This window comes from Companilactobacillus nuruki, assembly GCF_002872255.1.
GTDB classification, from domain to species: Bacteria; Bacillota; Bacilli; order Lactobacillales; family Lactobacillaceae; genus Companilactobacillus; species Companilactobacillus nuruki.
This window is the reverse complement of record NZ_NIPR01000001.1, coordinates 107,924-125,417: the sequence shown is the minus strand read 5'-3', so window position 1 is coordinate 125,417 and position 17,494 is coordinate 107,924. Positions and strand designations below refer to the sequence as shown.

General features: G+C 34.4%; 19 protein-coding genes. 8 read left to right on the top strand and 11 right to left on the bottom strand.

Annotation, left to right across the window (positions count from 1 at the left end):
* The first annotated feature begins 229 nt into the window (after positions 1-229).
* The 4 genes from CBP76_RS00630 (at position 230) to CBP76_RS00615 (ending at position 4,531) form a co-directional block, all read left to right on the top strand.
* Complete coding sequence (locus tag CBP76_RS00630) at positions 230-1,306, top strand: YibE/F family protein (RefSeq protein WP_102194994.1); 1,077 nt, start codon at positions 230-232, stop codon at positions 1,304-1,306.
* Positions 1,306-2,055 (top strand): YibE/F family protein, encoded by a 750-nt coding sequence (locus CBP76_RS00625; RefSeq protein ID WP_102194993.1) that lies wholly within the window; start codon positions 1,306-1,308, stop codon positions 2,053-2,055. The genes CBP76_RS00630 and CBP76_RS00625 overlap by 1 nt, the downstream gene beginning before the upstream one ends.
* 94 nt (positions 2,056-2,149) lie before the next feature.
* The gene (locus CBP76_RS00620) at positions 2,150-3,823 is read left to right on the top strand and encodes a glycoside hydrolase family 13 protein (RefSeq protein ID WP_102194992.1); all 1,674 of its coding nucleotides are present in this window, start codon (positions 2,150-2,152) and stop codon (positions 3,821-3,823) included.
* Positions 3,824-3,937: 114 nt separating this feature from the next.
* Positions 3,938-4,531, top strand: a complete 594-nt coding sequence (locus CBP76_RS00615; RefSeq protein ID WP_102194991.1) for a helix-turn-helix domain-containing protein — start codon at positions 3,938-3,940, stop codon at positions 4,529-4,531.
* A 10-nt stretch (positions 4,532-4,541) separates the two neighbouring features.
* Here CBP76_RS00615 and CBP76_RS00610 read toward each other — a convergent pair whose 3' ends face one another.
* From CBP76_RS00610 to CBP76_RS00575, 8 genes are all read right to left on the bottom strand, one after another.
* Positions 4,542-5,402 carry an NFACT RNA binding domain-containing protein gene (locus CBP76_RS00610; protein WP_245865515.1) on the bottom strand — a complete coding sequence of 287 codons (861 nt, stop codon included), beginning with the start codon at positions 5,400-5,402 and terminating at the stop codon, positions 4,542-4,544.
* Positions 5,403-5,439: 37 nt separating this feature from the next.
* Positions 5,440-6,081 (bottom strand): FMN-dependent NADH-azoreductase, encoded by a 642-nt coding sequence (locus CBP76_RS00605; protein ID WP_102194990.1) that lies wholly within the window; start codon positions 6,079-6,081, stop codon positions 5,440-5,442.
* 172 nt (positions 6,082-6,253) lie between these two features.
* Complete coding sequence (locus CBP76_RS00600; protein WP_102194989.1) at positions 6,254-6,661, bottom strand: Asp23/Gls24 family envelope stress response protein; 408 nt, start codon at positions 6,659-6,661, stop codon at positions 6,254-6,256.
* 16 nt (positions 6,662-6,677) lie between these two features.
* A complete protein-coding gene (locus tag CBP76_RS00595) occupies positions 6,678-7,112 on the bottom strand; it encodes an Asp23/Gls24 family envelope stress response protein (RefSeq protein ID WP_102194988.1) in 435 nt (144 codons plus the stop codon).
* Between the two features lie 3 nt (positions 7,113-7,115).
* On the bottom strand, positions 7,116-7,310 hold the full coding sequence (locus CBP76_RS00590) for a hypothetical protein (RefSeq protein ID WP_102194987.1): 195 nt from the start codon (positions 7,308-7,310) through the stop codon (positions 7,116-7,118).
* A gap of 10 nt (positions 7,311-7,320) precedes the next feature.
* Entirely contained in the window at positions 7,321-7,866 is a 546-nt protein-coding gene (gene amaP, locus CBP76_RS00585; RefSeq protein ID WP_102194986.1) for an alkaline shock response membrane anchor protein AmaP, read from the bottom strand.
* A 12-nt stretch (positions 7,867-7,878) separates the two neighbouring features.
* A complete protein-coding gene (locus CBP76_RS00580; protein ID WP_102194985.1) occupies positions 7,879-8,133 on the bottom strand; it encodes a GlsB/YeaQ/YmgE family stress response membrane protein in 255 nt (84 codons plus the stop codon).
* 186 nt (positions 8,134-8,319) lie between these two features.
* Entirely contained in the window at positions 8,320-9,240 is a 921-nt protein-coding gene (locus tag CBP76_RS00575; RefSeq protein ID WP_102194984.1) for an aldo/keto reductase, read from the bottom strand.
* 338 nt (positions 9,241-9,578) lie between these two features.
* Between CBP76_RS00575 and CBP76_RS00570 the strand changes: the two genes are divergently transcribed.
* A complete protein-coding gene (locus CBP76_RS00570) occupies positions 9,579-10,013 on the top strand; it encodes a MaoC family dehydratase (RefSeq protein WP_102194983.1) in 435 nt (144 codons plus the stop codon).
* Between the two features lie 178 nt (positions 10,014-10,191).
* On the opposite strand, the gene CBP76_RS00565 is transcribed toward CBP76_RS00570, so the two are convergent.
* Positions 10,192-10,998 carry an enoyl-CoA hydratase-related protein gene (locus CBP76_RS00565; RefSeq protein WP_102194982.1) on the bottom strand — a complete coding sequence of 269 codons (807 nt, stop codon included), beginning with the start codon at positions 10,996-10,998 and terminating at the stop codon, positions 10,192-10,194.
* 370 nt (positions 10,999-11,368) lie between these two features.
* Here CBP76_RS00565 and CBP76_RS00560 point away from each other — a divergent pair, with 370 nt between their 5' ends.
* Positions 11,369-12,121, top strand: coding sequence for an MIP/aquaporin family protein (locus CBP76_RS00560; protein ID WP_102194981.1), 753 nt, complete (start codon positions 11,369-11,371; stop codon positions 12,119-12,121).
* Positions 12,122-12,175: 54 nt separating this feature from the next.
* Here CBP76_RS00560 and CBP76_RS00555 read toward each other — a convergent pair whose 3' ends face one another.
* Complete coding sequence (locus CBP76_RS00555; protein ID WP_102194980.1) at positions 12,176-12,895, bottom strand: MIP/aquaporin family protein; 720 nt, start codon at positions 12,893-12,895, stop codon at positions 12,176-12,178.
* Positions 12,896-13,444: 549 nt separating this feature from the next.
* On the opposite strand from CBP76_RS00555, the gene fabV reads away from it, so the two are divergent.
* Together fabV and CBP76_RS00545 are read left to right on the top strand one after the other, a co-directional pair.
* Positions 13,445-14,656: an enoyl-ACP reductase FabV gene (gene fabV / locus CBP76_RS00550; RefSeq protein WP_166667133.1), complete on the top strand. Its 1,212-nt coding sequence runs from the start codon at positions 13,445-13,447 to the stop codon at positions 14,654-14,656.
* Between the two features lie 84 nt (positions 14,657-14,740).
* Positions 14,741-16,336, top strand: coding sequence for an acyl CoA:acetate/3-ketoacid CoA transferase (locus tag CBP76_RS00545; protein ID WP_102194978.1), 1,596 nt, complete (start codon positions 14,741-14,743; stop codon positions 16,334-16,336).
* A gap of 94 nt (positions 16,337-16,430) precedes the next feature.
* On the opposite strand, the gene CBP76_RS00540 is transcribed toward CBP76_RS00545, so the two are convergent.
* Positions 16,431-17,342 carry a LysR family transcriptional regulator gene (locus tag CBP76_RS00540; protein ID WP_102194977.1) on the bottom strand — a complete coding sequence of 304 codons (912 nt, stop codon included), beginning with the start codon at positions 17,340-17,342 and terminating at the stop codon, positions 16,431-16,433.
* Positions 17,343-17,494 lie beyond the last annotated feature (152 nt).

Sequence of the window (17,494 nt, the reverse complement as noted above, 5' to 3'; positions counted from 1 at the left end):
TCAGATCGAATCCAGTATCGGACCAATCTGAGTTATCGGCTTTGCCAACGAATATTCACGATGTTTAGAGAGTTAAATGATTTCATAATGTTTTCTCCTAACAAATTGATGTATCAAATATATTTCAATAGTTGAGGATTGTCAACAGGAAATTTGTAATACTAAAACTATTAATTATTTTCTGAAAAAACATATAATGTAGACATTGGTAAAAAAGGCAGGAAATTTTATGAGAAAAAATTTGCGAGTGTTGCTGATTGTCGGTTTATCGATAATCTTTGTAACTGGATTAACTTACTTTGATAGTTTTTTGTATCGCGATCCAGTTGTAAAAGTGCAACAAGTAACTAATTTGAATAAAAGTACATCAACTGATGAATATAAGAACACTGATACTCAAGTCACTCAGCGAGTCAGTGGTAAATTACTCAATGGTTCTAATAAGGGGAAGAATGTTTCCTTTAAAAACACTTATTATAAATCACAATTAACTGATACCAAATATCGAGTCGGGCAACAAGTTATTTTAATAAAATCAGGTAAAAGTTATGCACCAAAAAATGTTAAACGCGATACCAGTATAGTTTTTACCCTAGGACTGGTAGTATTTTTATTATTCTGTATGAAATTTGATCGTAAAAAGCTGTTTATTAGTATTTTAATTAATCTTGTTATTTATTATGGATATCTTCAAATAATTATCAAAACTCATAATAGTGTGTTATTGCCATTAACCGTTATAACGGCCTTGCTGATCTCTGCAACGGCATTATTAGTTATACTAGGACCGACTTATCCAGCAATTATGGCCTATTCTAGTACAGTTATTTCAACTACGGCAGCTATTTTATTAAGTATTTTTGTTTTAGCTATTTCAGGTTATAGTGGAGTTCATTTGGAACTGAATGATTTTGAACTGCAACCGTATTTGGGTGTTTTCCTTTCGCAAGTTATTTTTAGTGTTTTAGGAGTTATTTTAGATGAAACGATGGATATCTCTTCTTCATTAATTGAGATGAAAAAAGAGCTATCAGATGTCGAGGAGAAAACACTATTTAAATCTGGAATCAATATTGGTCGAGAATTAATCGGACCATTAATCAATATTTTGTTATTTATTGTAATTGCTGAGAATTTAAACATAGTTTTACTTTACTTAAGCAATGGTAATTCAATTGGGTATACAGTTAATATGACATTAAGTTTAGGAATAACCCAATTGTTAATTAGTGCAATAGGAATTGTATTAACGGTTCCTATTACTAGTTTTATTGCCAGTAAAATAATTACAAGGAGGTTAAACTAATGTTATATTTATTTTTAACCTTCGTAGTTTTGTTATTAATGGTTACTGGTACTAGAGGATTTACATTATTATTTGGACTTGGTATCAATATTATTTCTATTGTAGCCTTGTTAATTTTAATTGCCGACGGATTCAATGTTTTGATAACAACAGGGATAATCTCAATGATAATTTTGATTGTGGCTATTTATATGAATGTTGATAATGCCAATACTGCAAACACGGCCTTTAAAACGTCATTAATAATAATGGTTGTTATATTGCTAATTACTATTCCTTTGGAATATTGGGCTAGTGCACAGGGAATGGCAGCTGAGAACCAAGATGAATTAGAAGGATTTTCCTTGGCAGCTGGGTTGTCATATCCTCAATTAGCAATATCAATTATTGTTATCAATAGTTTGGGTGTTATTTCAGAAACTAGTGTGGCTATCACCAGTGGACTCAATGAAATAGTTGAGAATAAGCCAACCCTAACGCCATCAGAAATTTTTGACGATGGATTTTCAGTGGGTAATAAAATTCTCAATACTCAGACTAATACCCTATTGTTTAATTTCTTTGCCTCAACTTTTCCACTATTCTTCTTAATTCATACTTTGAATTATAAGTTTGGAGACATTATAAATGATAAGCTAGTTGTTGCTGAAATTTTGACGACTTTGATTTGTACGATTGGAGTTATTCTGACTGTACCGATTACGTCTTACTTGATTTATCGTAAAGCTGGTAAAAAGAATTCAAAATAAGAAGTTGTTACCGATAACTTTCCATGTAACCGTTGTCATGAAACTTTATTCAATCTAGAATAGAGATTATTAAGTTACCAAGGGAGAATGTCTTATGGCAAAGAGTGATTGGTGGAAGAAATCAGTAGTTTATCAAGTTTATCCAAGAAGTTATCAAGACAGTAACAACGATGGAATTGGTGATCTTCCAGGATTAACAAGTAGATTAGCTTATATCAAGGATCTGGGTGCAGATGTTATTTGGTTAAATCCAATTTACAAGTCACCAGATAAAGATAATGGTTACGATATTAGTGATTATCGTAGTATTCAACCTGCATACGGTACAATGGATGATTTTGATGAGATGCTTCAAAGGGCTCATGTTTTGGGATTGAAAATCATGATGGACTTAGTTGTAAATCATACATCTGATCAAAATAAGTGGTTCCAAGAAAGTAAGAAATCAAAAGATAATCCTTATCGTGACTACTATGTATGGCGTGACCCAGTAGATGGGCATGAACCCAATAACTGGGGCTCATATTTTAATGGTTCAGTTTGGAAGTTTGATGAAACAACAGGTCAATATTATCTTCACTTATTTGCTGATGGACAACCAGACTTGAATTGGGAGAATCCTAAAGTTCGTGATGAAGTTTGGAATATAATGCGATTTTGGCTTGATAAAGGTGTGGATGGTTTTAGAATGGATGTCATCAATTTAATTTCTAAACCAGCTGGGTTGCCCGATGGTCAAAAAGCACCTAATGAGAAATATGCTGATGTTGGCAAAGTCGTCGCTGATGGACCTCGTTTAAATGAATTTTTACAAGAAATGAACGAGAAAGTTTTATCCAAGTATGACGTTATGACAGTAGGTGAAATGCCTGATTCAACACCAGAGGACGCTATCAAGTATACTGGACTTGATTCTCATGAATTGAATATGGTCTTTCAATTTGATCATGTTGGTTTAGCAGGAAATCCAGACAAGAGATTAGGAAAATGGTTTGATGCACCGATTAAATTGGTTGAGCTGAAAAAATCATTGAGTAAGTGGGAAAAGGAACTCGATGGTAAAGGCTGGAACAGTTTATATTGGAACAATCATGATCAACCGAGAGCTGTTTCCAGATTTGCGACTGATGACCCTAAGTATCGTGAAAAAGTAGCCAAAATGTTGGGAACTACTTTACATCTGATGCAGGGAACACCTTATGTTTATGAAGGTGAAGAATTGGGAATGACCAATGTTCATTATTCAAAATTGTCCCAATATGAAGATTTGGAGTCTTTGAATGCTTATCATGAATTTGTTGAAGATGAGAAAATTATTGATAAAGAGTCAATGCTAAGATATTTATCATGTAAATCACGTGATAATGCGAGAACGCCAATGCAATGGGATAATAAAGATAATGCTGGATTTACGAGTGCAAAACCATGGTTTGAATTGAATCCCAATTACACAGAAATAAATGCTAGAGGTCAAATAGAAGATAAAGATTCGGTTTTTAGCTACTATAAGAAATTAATTGCCCTACGTCATAAATATGATGTGATTGTTTACGGTGATTATGAAGTACTTGATCCAGAAGATGATGATGTATTTGCTTATGTTCGTCGTTATAACGAAGAAAAAATTTTAGTTATTAATAATTTTACCGATAAAAAATTAACTAGAGATTATGGTCAAAATGAAGGTAAACTATTATTGGGAAATTATAATGACGACAACAAATTAGAAATTCGACCATATGAAAGTAAAGTTTACATGTTTAAATAGTAATTGTTTGTGAGGATAACCCTAAGGTTATCCTTTTCTTTGTTATGCTTAGAAACTTTGCTAGGATTTATTGAATATTCAATATAGTATTAAATTTGAAAGAAGGGATACGAAATGAAATTTGGAGATCACTTAAAAGAAGAACGCCAAAAAAAGCATTTAACCCAACAAGAAGTAGCCTCGGAATTTAATGTTTCACGTCAAACAGTTTCTAGTTGGGAGACAGAACATAGCTACCCTGATATTGAGAGTTTGTTACATTTAAGCGATTATTATCAAGTTTCATTGGATACTCTTCTTAAGGAGGATACTGGAATGACTGAATATTTAAAAAAACAAGAAATTCTTAAAAGCATTAAACCTGTCATAAGAATTTTAATGGTAATTGATATTATTTTTCTATTAATATTAGTGATTTCTTCTTTTGATGCAGTAAAAGCAAATTCGATAACTAGATTGATAATTTTTATGATGGGAATATTAAACGTTCTTGCTTTGCTTAAATTAGAATCTTTTCAAACAAAACTTACCGGTCAAAAGTATAATCATCCTAAAATTCAAAAAATGACTATCTATTTACTTCCATTAGCATTGGTTGGTGGAATTGGGTCTATGCTGTTTAAGCAGTATGAATTGTCGGGTGTATTCTCTGGAATAGCTTTCGGTATAGGAATAGCTTGGATTATAAATAAATTCAAAAAAAACTAGCCAAATTTGGCTAGTTTTTTTCAGCTAATCTTTGTGCCATCTCTGCATCAGGATAAACTGTTAAAGTGTCAGCTTTACCAGTAAACAGTACTAAACCAGGTTTTGCTCCTTTGGGTTTATGTAGTTGGCTAACTTTAACAACATCAACTGGGACCCATTTTAAACCACGGCCTTTACTGTAATAAGCCGTCAAACTAGCGGCCTCCAATAAGGTTTGTTCACTAGGATTAGTACTATGAATAACAACATGGGAACCAGCTAAATCATTAACATGCATCCAGTAATAATCTTTCTTAGCAGTTAACGTTAGATGATCGTTTTGAACACTATTTTTACCGACTTCTACTAACACATTATCAGTTGTATAAAAACGGCGAGGGTGGGCCGGTTCTGGAGTTTTATATGAATGTAAAACCTGCATTTTGATGGCACCTTCGTCAATTAACTTTTGTTTGATAGTATTTGCCTGTTGTAAATCGTTAGAATTAAATGACTTTTGACGATCTAATTGAGTTTGCAAAGTTAGCTTGGCCTTTTTGAGATTATATTGAATAGTATCTAAACCACGTTTGTCTCTTTTGTACTGGTGAAAATAAACCTCAGCATTTTCGATAGGTGATTTTTTTGAATCTAAATAAATCGTTATCTCAGTATTATTTCGATAATCGGGTAAGATAATATAATCCATTTTTTCATCAATTTGTTTGGCATAGGTTTTTAAAAGAGTACCTTTAACCTTCAAAGTCTCAATATCACCAATTTTTTTAATAGCTTTGTTCAAAGATTCGATTTGTTTTTTTGTATGATCGATTTGCCATATCATGGCTTGTGTTACTTGTTCTATAATATTCTGATCTGATTCAGTAAACATAATTTTCCTTAGTTTAATTAATCGTTATAACGGTCAATTAAAAATTTTGACCTGCATTTTCGGCCTTAATATAAGCGTTATCTAGTATTTCGATTGCATTCACTGGATCTTGATCCATACCTTCAGCGAATACACTGGTATAATCATCGATTCCCATAACATGCAACATTGTTTGGAGATATTGGTCAGCTAAATCTTGAATTTTTGGATCAGGGTCACTGGCGCTACAATGATATTTTCCACCACTGCATTGTAAATGAATGGCTTTTTTGTTCTTCAAATCACCGACGTAAAAACCGTTTTGATCATAATGAAAGGTTGTATGGGCCTGCATAACCATATCGATATAACTTTTCATCTCAGTGGGAAGAAAAAGATTATACATTGGGTTTACGAAGACGTATTTGTCGGCATCAACAAATTCGTCGATCCATTTTTGACGGGCTTCACTGAATCTTTCTTCATCGGCATTTAACTCACTCTTGGCTAGAGTTTTGTTATAAATAGAAACAGCAATTCTCTTTAATGGAAATGGCATATATTCAGAAACGTTATGAACAATGATTTCATCATTAGGATTCTTTTTGGAATATGAATTGATGAAATGTTTATATAGCTCACGTGTCGAAGATCCCTTGGCAGTTTCAGGATGGGCATAGATAACTAGTACTTTTGGCATAGGAAGAACCTCTTTCTTCACAAATATGCTTATATTATAAACATATTTGTGAAGATAAAACATAGATTTTCCGCTTAAAACAAAACAAACCCTGGTAATCAAAATATGATTACTAAGGTTTGTTTACTTTTTGTTTTTTAATTAATAATATTTTTTGTCCTGAGGAGTATTTTTACTTATCGTTGTTCTTATCTTTTTTTGATTTGTTTTGATCTTTCCATTCAGCCATAGTCATTAAGTCATCTACTTCTAAGGAAATCTTATTGACATCTTTACCTGTCATTTCTTTTACTGAATGACTAATAGTATTGACTATTCTGTCGAAAATCTGTGGCGCAGATTTTCCATATTCTAAAACGGCTTTTAACTCGAATGATACATTGTCTTCATCAGTATCAACATCTACCCCTTTAGTGGGATTATCAATGAATCTATCTGCAAAATCGCTGATTGCACCGCCAGATAATGATAGAACTCCATCAATAGATTGGGCAGCATGATTAGCAATTTTCTCTAAGACTTTATCTGAAAAATTCAATTCTTTTTCAACTCTAGATGGTTTAGGATTTTGGTTTGGCATATTTTTTTACCTCGCTTTAATTTACTCTTTCATTAGTATCGTTGTTTTTATTCTGTTTTTGCCATTCTTTTTTAGTCATAACATCGCCAACGTAAACATTGGTTTCAACAACTTTTAGACCAGTCATTTGTTCAACCGCTGAACTGACTGAATTCAAAACATTTTCAAAAACATCGTGTGCGTTTTTTCCATATTCAAGAATTATTTCTACGTCTAAGGCGGCTTGTTTTTCACCAACATCGACGTTAATTCCCTTAGTGATATCCTCTTTGCTACGGATTCGATCAGCAATGTTATCAAAAACATTGCCATTCAGTGACAATATGCCATCAATGTCACGGATGGCCATACCAGCAATTTTAGCAATAACATCTTCATTAAATGTTAATTTACTATTATTGATTAATTTACTGTTATTAGCTAATTCATTGTTTAATGGTTGATCTATCATGAGCTACTCCTTCAATTGTAAGATTTTTATTAATTTTGATCTTAAACTTTCTTTATCTTGCTCACTTCCGGTTAAGGCAGCGATTAGGTATCCGATTAGACCAGCTCCAATAATTAATATTAGATTCAAGAAGCCAAGTGTAATCCAGATAATAACTAACAGGCTACCTACCAGAAATCCTAATAGTCTTCTTCTCATAATATTTACCTCATATTACGCGTGTAGTATTATCTTGAACATTTGGTGATAAATTAACGATAGTCTTTTTAACCGGAATTCCTAAATCGTTATGCAATTGCTCAGCAACTAAACGTTTTACCTGTTCTCCTTGCTGAGTTAGATTAGAATTTCTACTGCTTTTAGCGGAAATAGTCGTTTTAGCGGCATGTTTTTTGCCTAATAATTTAACTTTAACGTCGATATCGTGTAGAGATGAATTTTCTTTTATCTTATTCATTAGAATTTTTTCGATAGAAGTTTTTGATATCTTCAATTTTCCATTTTCAGATTTAAAACTTAAATCATTGTATGAAGATATTGCGAATAGTCCATACATTAAGATAAATAAAAAGACAAATCCGGTTACGACAGAAAATCCCAGTGCTATGTAATTTGTTGGAATATTCTTTATCGGTAAGCTATTGAAAAATTTTAATATTGGGTTGAGAGGATAGGTAATGGAGATGAACCAGATGGTTTGGATGATTCCCAACAAGGCTAATAAAATTAGAAAAAATCTAGTAAATTTTTTCATAGTTGATCTTCACTAGGCATGGTGGAAACTTCTAAAAGCCCAAGAGATTAAGATAACTACAATCAAGGCGCCGATGATTGCTGGGAAAATTGCCATTCCGGCCACATTTGGTCCCCATGTTCCTAAAAGACTCTCACCCAACCAAGCTCCTAATAAGCCACCAATAACATTTCCAATCCAACCAAGAGGCATATTTCGGTTGACAATCATACTGGCAATAACGCCAATAATACCTCCGATGATGATAACCCATATAGCATGTAGCATATACAACATCCCTTTCTTAACCGATTAATTAAATAATTAATCTTTTTTTATTTCTGACTTCATCATAACTTTTCGGGAAATTTATCACAAGAAATAACTAATGACGTATATACGGAAAAAATAATAAAGGGCCTAAAATCAATCCTTGATGGACTGATCTTAGGCCTTTTAAAGTAATTAATTTTTTTATGGTAAATCGTTTCCAGCAGCAAAATATATGTCGTACCATTCTTGTTTTGTAAGGTCAACGTCTCCACCTTGGGCACTATCTGCAATGTGTTCAGGATTCATTGTTCCGATGATTACTTGAATATTGGCAGGATGTCTAAGAATCCAAGCGGTAGCAATGGCATTTTTACTTACGTCGTATTTAACAGCTAACTCCTGTAATTTATCGTTTAGTTTAGGGAATTGATCATTGTTTATGAAGGTTCCGGCAAACATACCGTATTGGAATGGGGACCATGCCTGAATGGTTACACCCATGCGTCTAGAGAATTCAAGAATACCACCGTCATGGTTAATTGAACGAGTATCAGCCATATTTGTATGCATACCAAAATCGATCATTCCCGTATGCATGATACTAAATTGCAATTGATTGATCATCAATCTTTGATCAACGGATTCTTGGACAAACTTGAATTGTTCAGGGTTAAAGTTAGATACTCCAAAATGTCTGACCTTGCCACTTGCCTGTAGTTCATCAAAGGCTTCGGCGATTTCTTCTGGTTCCATGAGCGGATCGGGGCGATGAAGTAGGAAAGAGTCTAGGTAGTCGATTCCTAATCGGTCCAATGATCCATCAACAGCATCAATTAAATGTTGTTTGGAAAAATCATATCTTTCTCCAGGAATGATACCACCCTTAGATTGAATATAAAGATCCTCACGTTTAACGCTACTTAATTTTAATGCTTGGCCGAAGACTTTCTCAGAATCACCATTACCATAGATATCGGCTGAATCGATATAATCAATTCCATTATCATAAGCAGTATCGATAGCCTTAGCAGCTTGATTAGCATCTAAATTATTCATTCTCATAATTCCTAAAGCAACGGCAGATGCCTGCCAATTAGTTTCACCAATATAACGCTGTTTCATAGAAATACCCTCCATATTTGAATATCAATTCAATTATTTAAGTTTACATGATAAAAGTCAATGGTTAAGATTGCGCTTACAAAGTTGTGATAAAGCTAATTCAGCAAAATACTGAAAATGGTTGAATATTAACTATTTATTTTTAATAAAACCAATTAAATAAGGAGTTTACAAAAGTCGATTTTCATAAATATGGTTAAAATTGTCATAATTTTGTGGGTATTTCAATTCGTTATAGCAGCTATAAAAAACTTGTATTTGTTATATGTAAGCGCTTACCGAGATAATAGATGATGAAAGATGTGATATTAATCACATTTAATAGGAGGCTGCATATAATGGAAAATTATAAAATTTTTTACGAAAACGAATTAAAGGTTGGAATGTCTGGATCAGTTTCTAAGCGTATAACTGAGGATGATGTAAATACTTTCGCCAAAGTAACTGGAGATTATAATCCTATGCACGTCGATGAAGAATTTGCTAAGAGTACTCAGTTTCATAAGCGTATTGCTCATGGAATGCTATCGGCAGGAATGATTTCAGCTTGTTTAGGTACTAAGATGCCAGGACCTGGAGCAATATATCTGAATCAGAGCTTGAGATTTGATAAGCCAGTTTATTTTGGGGATGTACTAGTAGCAACTGTTACAGTAGTGAAAGTTGAGCAAAAAGCTCATTTTCAAATTGTCACTCTCTCAACAATTGTAACTAATCAAGATGGTGAAAAGGTAACTGAAGGAGAAGCCCAAATTATGCCAGCCAAAAAATAAATATGGACCTATGTCCAATTCCTTAACGTTAATAAGCAGCACTAGTAATTAAGATCAATCGCTAGTGCTGCTTATTTTTAGTAGAAGGATTTAGGCTCTAGATGCCAAAAATAGCCCAGTTATAGTTAACGGGCTATCTTTGATGTTTCTACGTAATTATATGGTGTGAAAACTAAATTTATTTACCAGGGAAATTAGCATGACGTTTTTCTAGAAATGCTGTCATACCTTCAGTTTGATCTTCAGTAGCAAATGTTTGAGCCCACATTTGAGTTTCAAAATCGATGGCTGTATCAAGTGGCAAATCAGCAGCACGGTCGATAACATATTTAGCCATTCCAACAGCAATTAAACCATTCTTCATGATTGTTTGAGCAATTTCAGTTGCTTTGTTTATTAATTCTTCAGGGGCAGCGACCTCATCAGCAATACCAACACGATAAGCCTCTTTAGCGTCGATCATTGTACCAGTAGCAATCATTTCCTTGGCTTTGCCACGGCCAACAAGACGTGTCAGACGTTGTGTACCACCGAATCCGGGAACAATTCCTAATGTAACTTCTGGTTGGCCAAACTTAGCTTTTTCTGAAACAATACGAATGTCACATGATGAGGCTAATTCAAGTCCACCACCTAGACAATATCCGTTGACAGCGGCAATGGTAAATTGTTTTAAGTTTTCGATTTTACCAAATGAATTATGAGCTAATTTAGAAAGTTCAGCGGCTTCAATAGAGTTCATGTCTCTCATTTGAGAGATATCTGCACCAGCAACGAATGCCTTTTCTCCGGAACCTGTAATAATTAGAACTTTAACGCTATCTTCATTAGTCTTAACAACATCAAGTGCTTCACCGATTTCAGTTAATGTATCTGAATTCAAAGCATTCAATGATTTAGGACGGTTAATTGTTAAAGTAGCGATACCGTCTTTAGCCTCTAGTAATACGTTTTGAAAATCTTTTGTGCCTGTTAATTCTGTCATGTTAGTAACATCCCTTCTAGTTACCAGCAAGTACTTTCGAGACCTATATTAAATAATTATTTTTGAAAAGCAAATTAAGACTTGAAAAGTATAATTTGAAAACGCCGAAAATAGGCGGTTTCAAATTCGTGAAAAATTTTTTGTTCACTAAAAAATTGTGAAAAAAATCAGAATATATAAATGTAAACGCTATCAAAGCAATGCTATCTTTATATATAACTTATAGTAATTGCTAATATGAATAAATATCAATATTTACGTTGAGGAATTTCTCCGTTATAGTTCAGTTTGCCAAGTTGATACAACTCTAAAAAATAAACTATTGATCTATATTTTGACTTGGTAAAAACTTCTTGGGGGTATTTTAATAATGAGTGGAACTTGGGATGCTCGTTTTGCTGCAGAGTTTTTTGGAACTATGATTTTGGTATTATTCGGGAATGGTGCTGTTGCCAATTCATTCCTAAAAGACACCACTGGTAATGGAGAAAATGGTCAGGCCAATGGTGGTTGGATATTTATAGCTGTGGGATATGGTCTGGGTGTTATGATACCAGCGATGATGTTTGGATCGATTTCGGGAAATCATTTAAATCCTGCAATCACAATTGCGCAAGCCACGGCTGGAATTTTTCCATGGGCAAAAGTTATGCCATATATTCTTTTTCAATTCTTAGGAGCAATGGTAGGTCAGTTGTTGATTTTAGTAATTTATTGGCCATATTATAAGAGAACTAAGAATGAAGGAGCAATTTTTGCTACATTCTCAACTGGAGATACAGCAGGAAGTACGATGAATGGATTTTGGACCGAGGCAATTGGCACTGCTATTCTTACATTTGCCGCGATGGGATTATATCGTGGAATGTTTTTCAAACAAAATATCGATTTTGCTAATATCGGTGTAGGTTTGGTAATTACCACTTTGGTTATGTCGGTTGGTGGTCCGACTGGTCCCGCATTGAATCCGGCTCGTGATCTGGGTCCTAGAATTGTACATGCGTTGATGCCAGTACCTAACAAGGGAAGCTCTAATTGGAACTATAGTTGGGTCCCAGTTATAGCACCGATTGCTGGTGCAATTGTCGGAATCTTTGTTTTTAAAGGCTTCTTTGGATTGTAAGCTTAAAAAAAATACCTTCAGGGATTTAACCTTGAAGGTATTTTTTTTTGAAATTTAAGGTATCAACATATATAACCATGCTGCTACAGCTCCACCAGCTAAGGGACCAAGAATAGGAACCCAACTATATGCCCAATCTGAATTACCTTTATTAGCGATAGGTAAAATCTGATGAGCAATTCGAGGTCCTAGGTCTCGGGCTGGATTAATAGCATAACCAGTTGTCCCACCAAGTGAGAATCCGATTGCTGTTATCAAAACACCAACAACCATAGGATTTAGACCATCAGTAAATTTGCCACGTGTAAAGGCTAGTAGTGCAAAAACTAGAACCAATGTCCCAATAAACTCACTAATGAAATTCATTGGATAGTTTCTAATGGCAGGACCAGTTGCGAATGTTCCCAAAATAGCATTAGAATCTTCGGTTTCTTTCCAATGAGGATAATAATTGATCCAAACTAAAATGGCTCCGACTAAACCACCTAAAGTTTGAGCAATCATATAAGGAATGACGTATGACCATTTGAATAGTCCAGCAATAGCCATTCCTAAAGTCACAGCGGGGTTCAAATGAGCTGGACTTAGAAAGGCCGAACAATAAACACCCAAAGTAACTGCTAATCCCCAACCAAGTGCAATAGCGATCCAACCAGCACCGTAAGCCTTTGATTTTTTTAATGAAACAGCTGCTACAACGCCATCACCTAGAAGAATCAAAACTAGTGTCCCAATGAATTCACCAACTAGCTGCAAAGCTAAGCTATCGTGCATAATAATTTCCTCCAAATTCACAATGAGTGCGCTTACAAACAAAGTATACATAGAAAACTAAGGAATTTCTATGTAATTCGTTTGTGAAACTATTGATAATTTATTATAGAGGGTATGATTTTTACTTATATGATAAAACCAATTATTGAAATTAAAGACTGAGCATCATTCAAAATGATCATAATTTGATTCCTTGAGTTACTAAATAATAGCAAGATATTACAATAATCAATATATTGTTGTCTATTTTACTTTTAAAAGGCTGTAGATACTGATATAGCGAGATTATAACTGAACGTTATAACTCAAATGAACAAGTAATATTGGTTAGAAAAACTGTAAAGGCTTACATTAATAAGTGAAGATAGTTATAGATGTCACAATGTGATTTAACTATCGAGGTTTTCAAGCGAATTGAGCGAAATCATTTTAGATTATCAAAAAACATTTGAAAACTCATAATACCAGCGAGTACTTTCAATCAAATGTTAAAAGATAATAATTGACTTCATTCATTCTATTAATTTATTTAAAAAGGTGGAGTTGAAAATGTCAGATTCAATGGTAAATATCACTGAGAAACTCAAAGGAAATGTTGCTCGTTCAGTCAATCCAGAGGGATGTCGTCAAGAAATACTCAATCAAATAGCTTATGTTCAAGGTAAAGGTAAATATGAGGGTGCCAAGAAGGCTTTGATTATTGGAGGATCATCGAGTTATGGACTTGCTAGTCGAATTACAACAGCTTTTGGTCAGGGAGCTGACACGATCGGAGTCTCATTCGAACGCCCACCACGAGATGAAAGTATGCTCGGAACTGCCGGTTGGTATAACAACATTTATTTCCGTCAAGAAGCAGAAAAAGCAGGATTGATTGGTAAGAACTTTATTGGTGATGCTTTTGCTCAGGATATGAAGAGTCAAGTTATTCAATATATCAAAGATAGTTTTGGCGGTAAAATTGATCTTCTAGTTTACTCAGTTGCTGCACCAAAGAGAACTAATCCAAATGATCCTGATGAGACTTGGCGTTCAGTTATCAAAACTGTTGGTAAACCTGTAACTGGTGAAAATATTAATTTGGAGGAGAACAAGCTATTTGAGCAGACAGTTGATCCTGCTACGCCAGATGAGGTAGAAGCTACTAAACATGTTATGGGTGGCGAAGATTGGGAGATTTGGGTAGATGAATTGAAAGAGGCTGGAGTTTTAGCTGAAGGATTTAAAACAATTCTTTATTCATATATCGGACCTAAGAGTACTTATGATTTTTACCATGAAGGAACTTTGGGAGCTGCCAAAGATGCTGCTGAAGAATCATCTCATAAGATTCAAGAAAAAATCAAAGACATTAATGGTGAAGCCTTAATTTCCGTATCACGCGCTGTTACGACAAAAGCATCCGTTGTTATTCCTATTTTTCCTATGTATTGTATTGCACTTTATAAGATTGAAGAAGAGACCGGAACTCATGAAACACCTATTATGCACAAAGACCGCCTATTCCGTGACATGGTTTATGGAGGCCGTCGGGAGATTGATGATCGTGGTCGTTTGCGTCCGGATGCTTGGGAACAACGCGAAGATATTCAAACAAAGGTTTCAGAATTAATGGAAAAGATTACGCCAGACAATTTTAATAGCGATTTAACTGGTTATGCAGAATTTAGAAGAGAGTTCATGCAGTTAAATGGTTTTGAGGTTCCAGGAGCTGATATTGATACCGTAGATTTAGATAAATTAATGAAATTGAGACCATAATATTGTTCGTTTGACATCTTACCTATAACTTTCGGAGCAGTAGGTATGTGGTTGACGAGTTGAAAAAGGATGGGGTGTTTTTTAATGACTGTACAATTTATTAACAGTGAAAAGGCTGCAGAGCTTATTCCTGATAATGCAACCATTGCTTTGGAAGGATTTTTGGGTTCGGATGTTGCTGAAGAGATTCTAGAGAATATTCGTAAAAGATATGATAAAGAAGGTCATCCAAAGGCTTTAGAAATATGGCATGCATCGGGTATTGGCGATGGTAAGGAAAGAGGAACTAATAATTTTGCTGCCAAAGGTTTGTTGAGACGTTTGGTCGGTGGACATTGGGCTTTGGCACCAAAACTAGAACCATTGGTTGCTGATAATGATTTCGAAGCCTACAACTTTCCACAAGGTGTCATGTCGCAGATCTTCCGTGATTCAGCTGCACATAAACCTATTCAAATCAGTAAAGTTGGTTTGGGTACGTTTGTTGATCCGGACATTGAAGGTGGAAAATTAAATGATGCTGCTAAAAAAGATGATTTAGTTTCCAAAATGAAGATTCATGGTGAAGATTATTTGGCCTATGAAGTACCAAAGCCCAATGTTGCAATTCTTCGTGGAACTTATGCGGACGAAGATGGGAATATCACTTTTGATGATGAGCCATTGACCCTTGAATCAACCTCAATTGCTATGGCCGCACATAATAATGGAGGAAAGGTCTTTGTTCAAGTTAAGAGAATTTTGAAGAAAGGTTCAATGAAACCTAAGGATATTAGAATTCCTGGACTATTGGTTGACTATGTTGTTGAGACATCTGACGTAACGATGACACAACAAAGTACAGATACTCAATTTAATCCAGATTACGTTAACCAAGCTGTTGTTAAGGCTGCTGGTGCTATTAATGTACCGCTAGGTGCAAAAAAAGTTATTGCTAGACGTGCTGCAATGTACAAATGCGATGATGATAATATTGTTAACTACGGTATTGGTAAATATCCAGAAACTGTTTCTTTGATTTTGAAAGAAGAAGGAGCAGCTGAAAATGTCACAACTACAGTAGAACCAGGTACATTTGGCGGTGTGCCTATGGGTGGTGGCGATTTTGGCTGTGCAATTTCTCCAGAATCAACCATTGATCAACCATACATGTTTGATTTTTATGATGGCGGTGGTATTGATATTACTTTCTTAGGACTTGCTGAATTGGATGAGCTAGGAAACATTAATGTTTCTAAATTTGGTCCCAAAATTGCTGGTACTGGTGGATTCGTCAATATTACTCAAAATACACCAACGGTTGTCTTTACCGGAACATTTACTGCTGGTGGTTTAAAAGAAGAGGTTAGGGATGGCAAACTACATATTATTCAAGAAGGAAAATTCAATAAATTAGTTAAGAATGTAGAACAGATAACCTTCTCAGGGCCAGTTTCTCATGCAAATAAGCAGAATATTTACTATATTACAGAACGTGCTGTTTTCAAATTAGTTGACGGGGGAATTGAATTAATCGAAATTGCTCCCGGAATTGATTTACAGAAAGATGTTCTTGATCATATGGACTTTAAACCACAAATTAGCGCTGATTTACGATATATGGACCCACGTATTTTTGAAGAACCATTAATGGGTAGTGTAGAAAATCATCCAGGTAAAAAGGTTGGAGTTACTGTCTAAAGATGGCTAGGTAAAAAGTATAGTAAAACGATCGGACTACTTTTTCTACCAAACAAAAAATGTCTAATTCGTGAATGCGAATTAGACATTTTTACTATAAATTTTTGTTTTGTTCGTTTTTGAAGTAGTTAACAAACCAATTTTGGGTGTATTTAACAACTGTGTTTTGATAGACGTCCTTCATATTGCAAATGCTGATTCTCCAAGGGAAAATAGGATTGAAGTCACGATGTTCAATATTTGTACCAGAATAATTTCTGCCGATTGGTGATGCGATAATACCAACGGCATCGTCCATTTCTTGGCAAATATTCAAAATTAAGTCCCAAGATCTAGTTTTAAAGAAGTAGTTTGGATTTAGTTTCTTTTGGTTAAATTTTTGGTTGGTTTGATAAGTAACCATGAAACTATCATCTAATGTAACAATTTTTTCTTTAGCAACTTCTTCAAAAGGTATTGGTCCTTTGAAATCGTGAAAACGATGATTTTTGTTAAACCAAACAGATACCGAACTATCGTAAATTGGTTTTTCTTGAATGGATGGATAAGTTGCGGGGGATACCAAGACAGCTAAATCAATTTCTTGAAGAATTAATTTTTTTTGTAATTCATAGGCACCATTTTCAACAATTTGAAGGTCAATATCTGGATTTTCTTGAATAAATTTTGGAATGGCACGATTAAAAACTGTCGAAATGATGACGGGGGCAATACCTACTTTAACTGTACCGGATTTTAAATCGGCACGTTCATGAATGCTTTTGACTAAATTATCATAATCCTGACTAATAGTTCGGCCGTGTCTAATTAGATCTTCACCAGTTGGAGTTAGGCCCGTTATACGACCTTTTCCTCGAGTAAAAATTTGAATTTGTTCAACGTTTTCTAATTCAGCAATTAGTTTGCTCAATGCTGGCTGTGAAACATTCAAAATCCGAGCACTTTTAGTTAGGTTAAAATCGTTATCAACGATGGTAATTAAATATTGTATTTGATGGATGTCCATGGTAGTTCCCCTTTCAAGAGTGAGAGATTAGTTCACTTTTGTATACGCTTACAAAGACGTGTACAAAAACAAACTATAACGAAAAATTATGCAGTAGTTTTAATTATTTTTATTAAAATGAATTAAAAACTAAAGAAAATGTGAGGCTTAAC

Bases quoted from the DNA above. Each gene is read 5' to 3' on its own strand.
- CBP76_RS00545 (WP_102194978.1), top strand. From the start codon at position 14,741: ATGACTGTACAATTTATTAACAGTGAAAAGGCTGCAGAGCTTATTCCT.
- CBP76_RS00600 (WP_102194989.1), bottom strand. From the start codon at position 6,661: ATGCCAAACCAAAATCCTAAACCATCTAGAGTTGAAAAAGAATTGAAT.
- CBP76_RS00620 (WP_102194992.1), top strand. From the start codon at position 2,150: ATGGCAAAGAGTGATTGGTGGAAGAAATCAGTAGTTTATCAAGTTTAT.
- CBP76_RS00625 (WP_102194993.1), top strand. From the start codon at position 1,306: ATGTTATATTTATTTTTAACCTTCGTAGTTTTGTTATTAATGGTTACT.
- CBP76_RS00610 (WP_245865515.1), bottom strand. From the start codon at position 5,402: ATGTTTACTGAATCAGATCAGAATATTATAGAACAAGTAACACAAGCC.
- CBP76_RS00580 (WP_102194985.1), bottom strand. From the start codon at position 8,133: ATGCTACATGCTATATGGGTTATCATCATCGGAGGTATTATTGGCGTT.
- CBP76_RS00630 (WP_102194994.1), top strand. From the start codon at position 230: ATGAGAAAAAATTTGCGAGTGTTGCTGATTGTCGGTTTATCGATAATC.
- CBP76_RS00555 (WP_102194980.1), bottom strand. From the start codon at position 12,895: ATGCACGATAGCTTAGCTTTGCAGCTAGTTGGTGAATTCATTGGGACA.
- CBP76_RS00615 (WP_102194991.1), top strand. From the start codon at position 3,938: ATGAAATTTGGAGATCACTTAAAAGAAGAACGCCAAAAAAAGCATTTA.
- CBP76_RS00575 (WP_102194984.1), bottom strand. From the start codon at position 9,240: ATGAAACAGCGTTATATTGGTGAAACTAATTGGCAGGCATCTGCCGTT.
- CBP76_RS00590 (WP_102194987.1), bottom strand. From the start codon at position 7,310: ATGAGAAGAAGACTATTAGGATTTCTGGTAGGTAGCCTGTTAGTTATT.
- CBP76_RS00605 (WP_102194990.1), bottom strand. From the start codon at position 6,081: ATGCCAAAAGTACTAGTTATCTATGCCCATCCTGAAACTGCCAAGGGA.
- CBP76_RS00565 (WP_102194982.1), bottom strand. From the start codon at position 10,998: ATGACAGAATTAACAGGCACAAAAGATTTTCAAAACGTATTACTAGAG.
- CBP76_RS00540 (WP_102194977.1), bottom strand. From the start codon at position 17,342: ATGGACATCCATCAAATACAATATTTAATTACCATCGTTGATAACGAT.
- CBP76_RS00560 (WP_102194981.1), top strand. From the start codon at position 11,369: ATGAGTGGAACTTGGGATGCTCGTTTTGCTGCAGAGTTTTTTGGAACT.
- amaP (WP_102194986.1), bottom strand. From the start codon at position 7,866: ATGAAAAAATTTACTAGATTTTTTCTAATTTTATTAGCCTTGTTGGGA.
- CBP76_RS00570 (WP_102194983.1), top strand. From the start codon at position 9,579: ATGGAAAATTATAAAATTTTTTACGAAAACGAATTAAAGGTTGGAATG.
- CBP76_RS00595 (WP_102194988.1), bottom strand. From the start codon at position 7,112: ATGATAGATCAACCATTAAACAATGAATTAGCTAATAACAGTAAATTA.
- fabV (WP_166667133.1), top strand. From the start codon at position 13,445: ATGTCAGATTCAATGGTAAATATCACTGAGAAACTCAAAGGAAATGTT.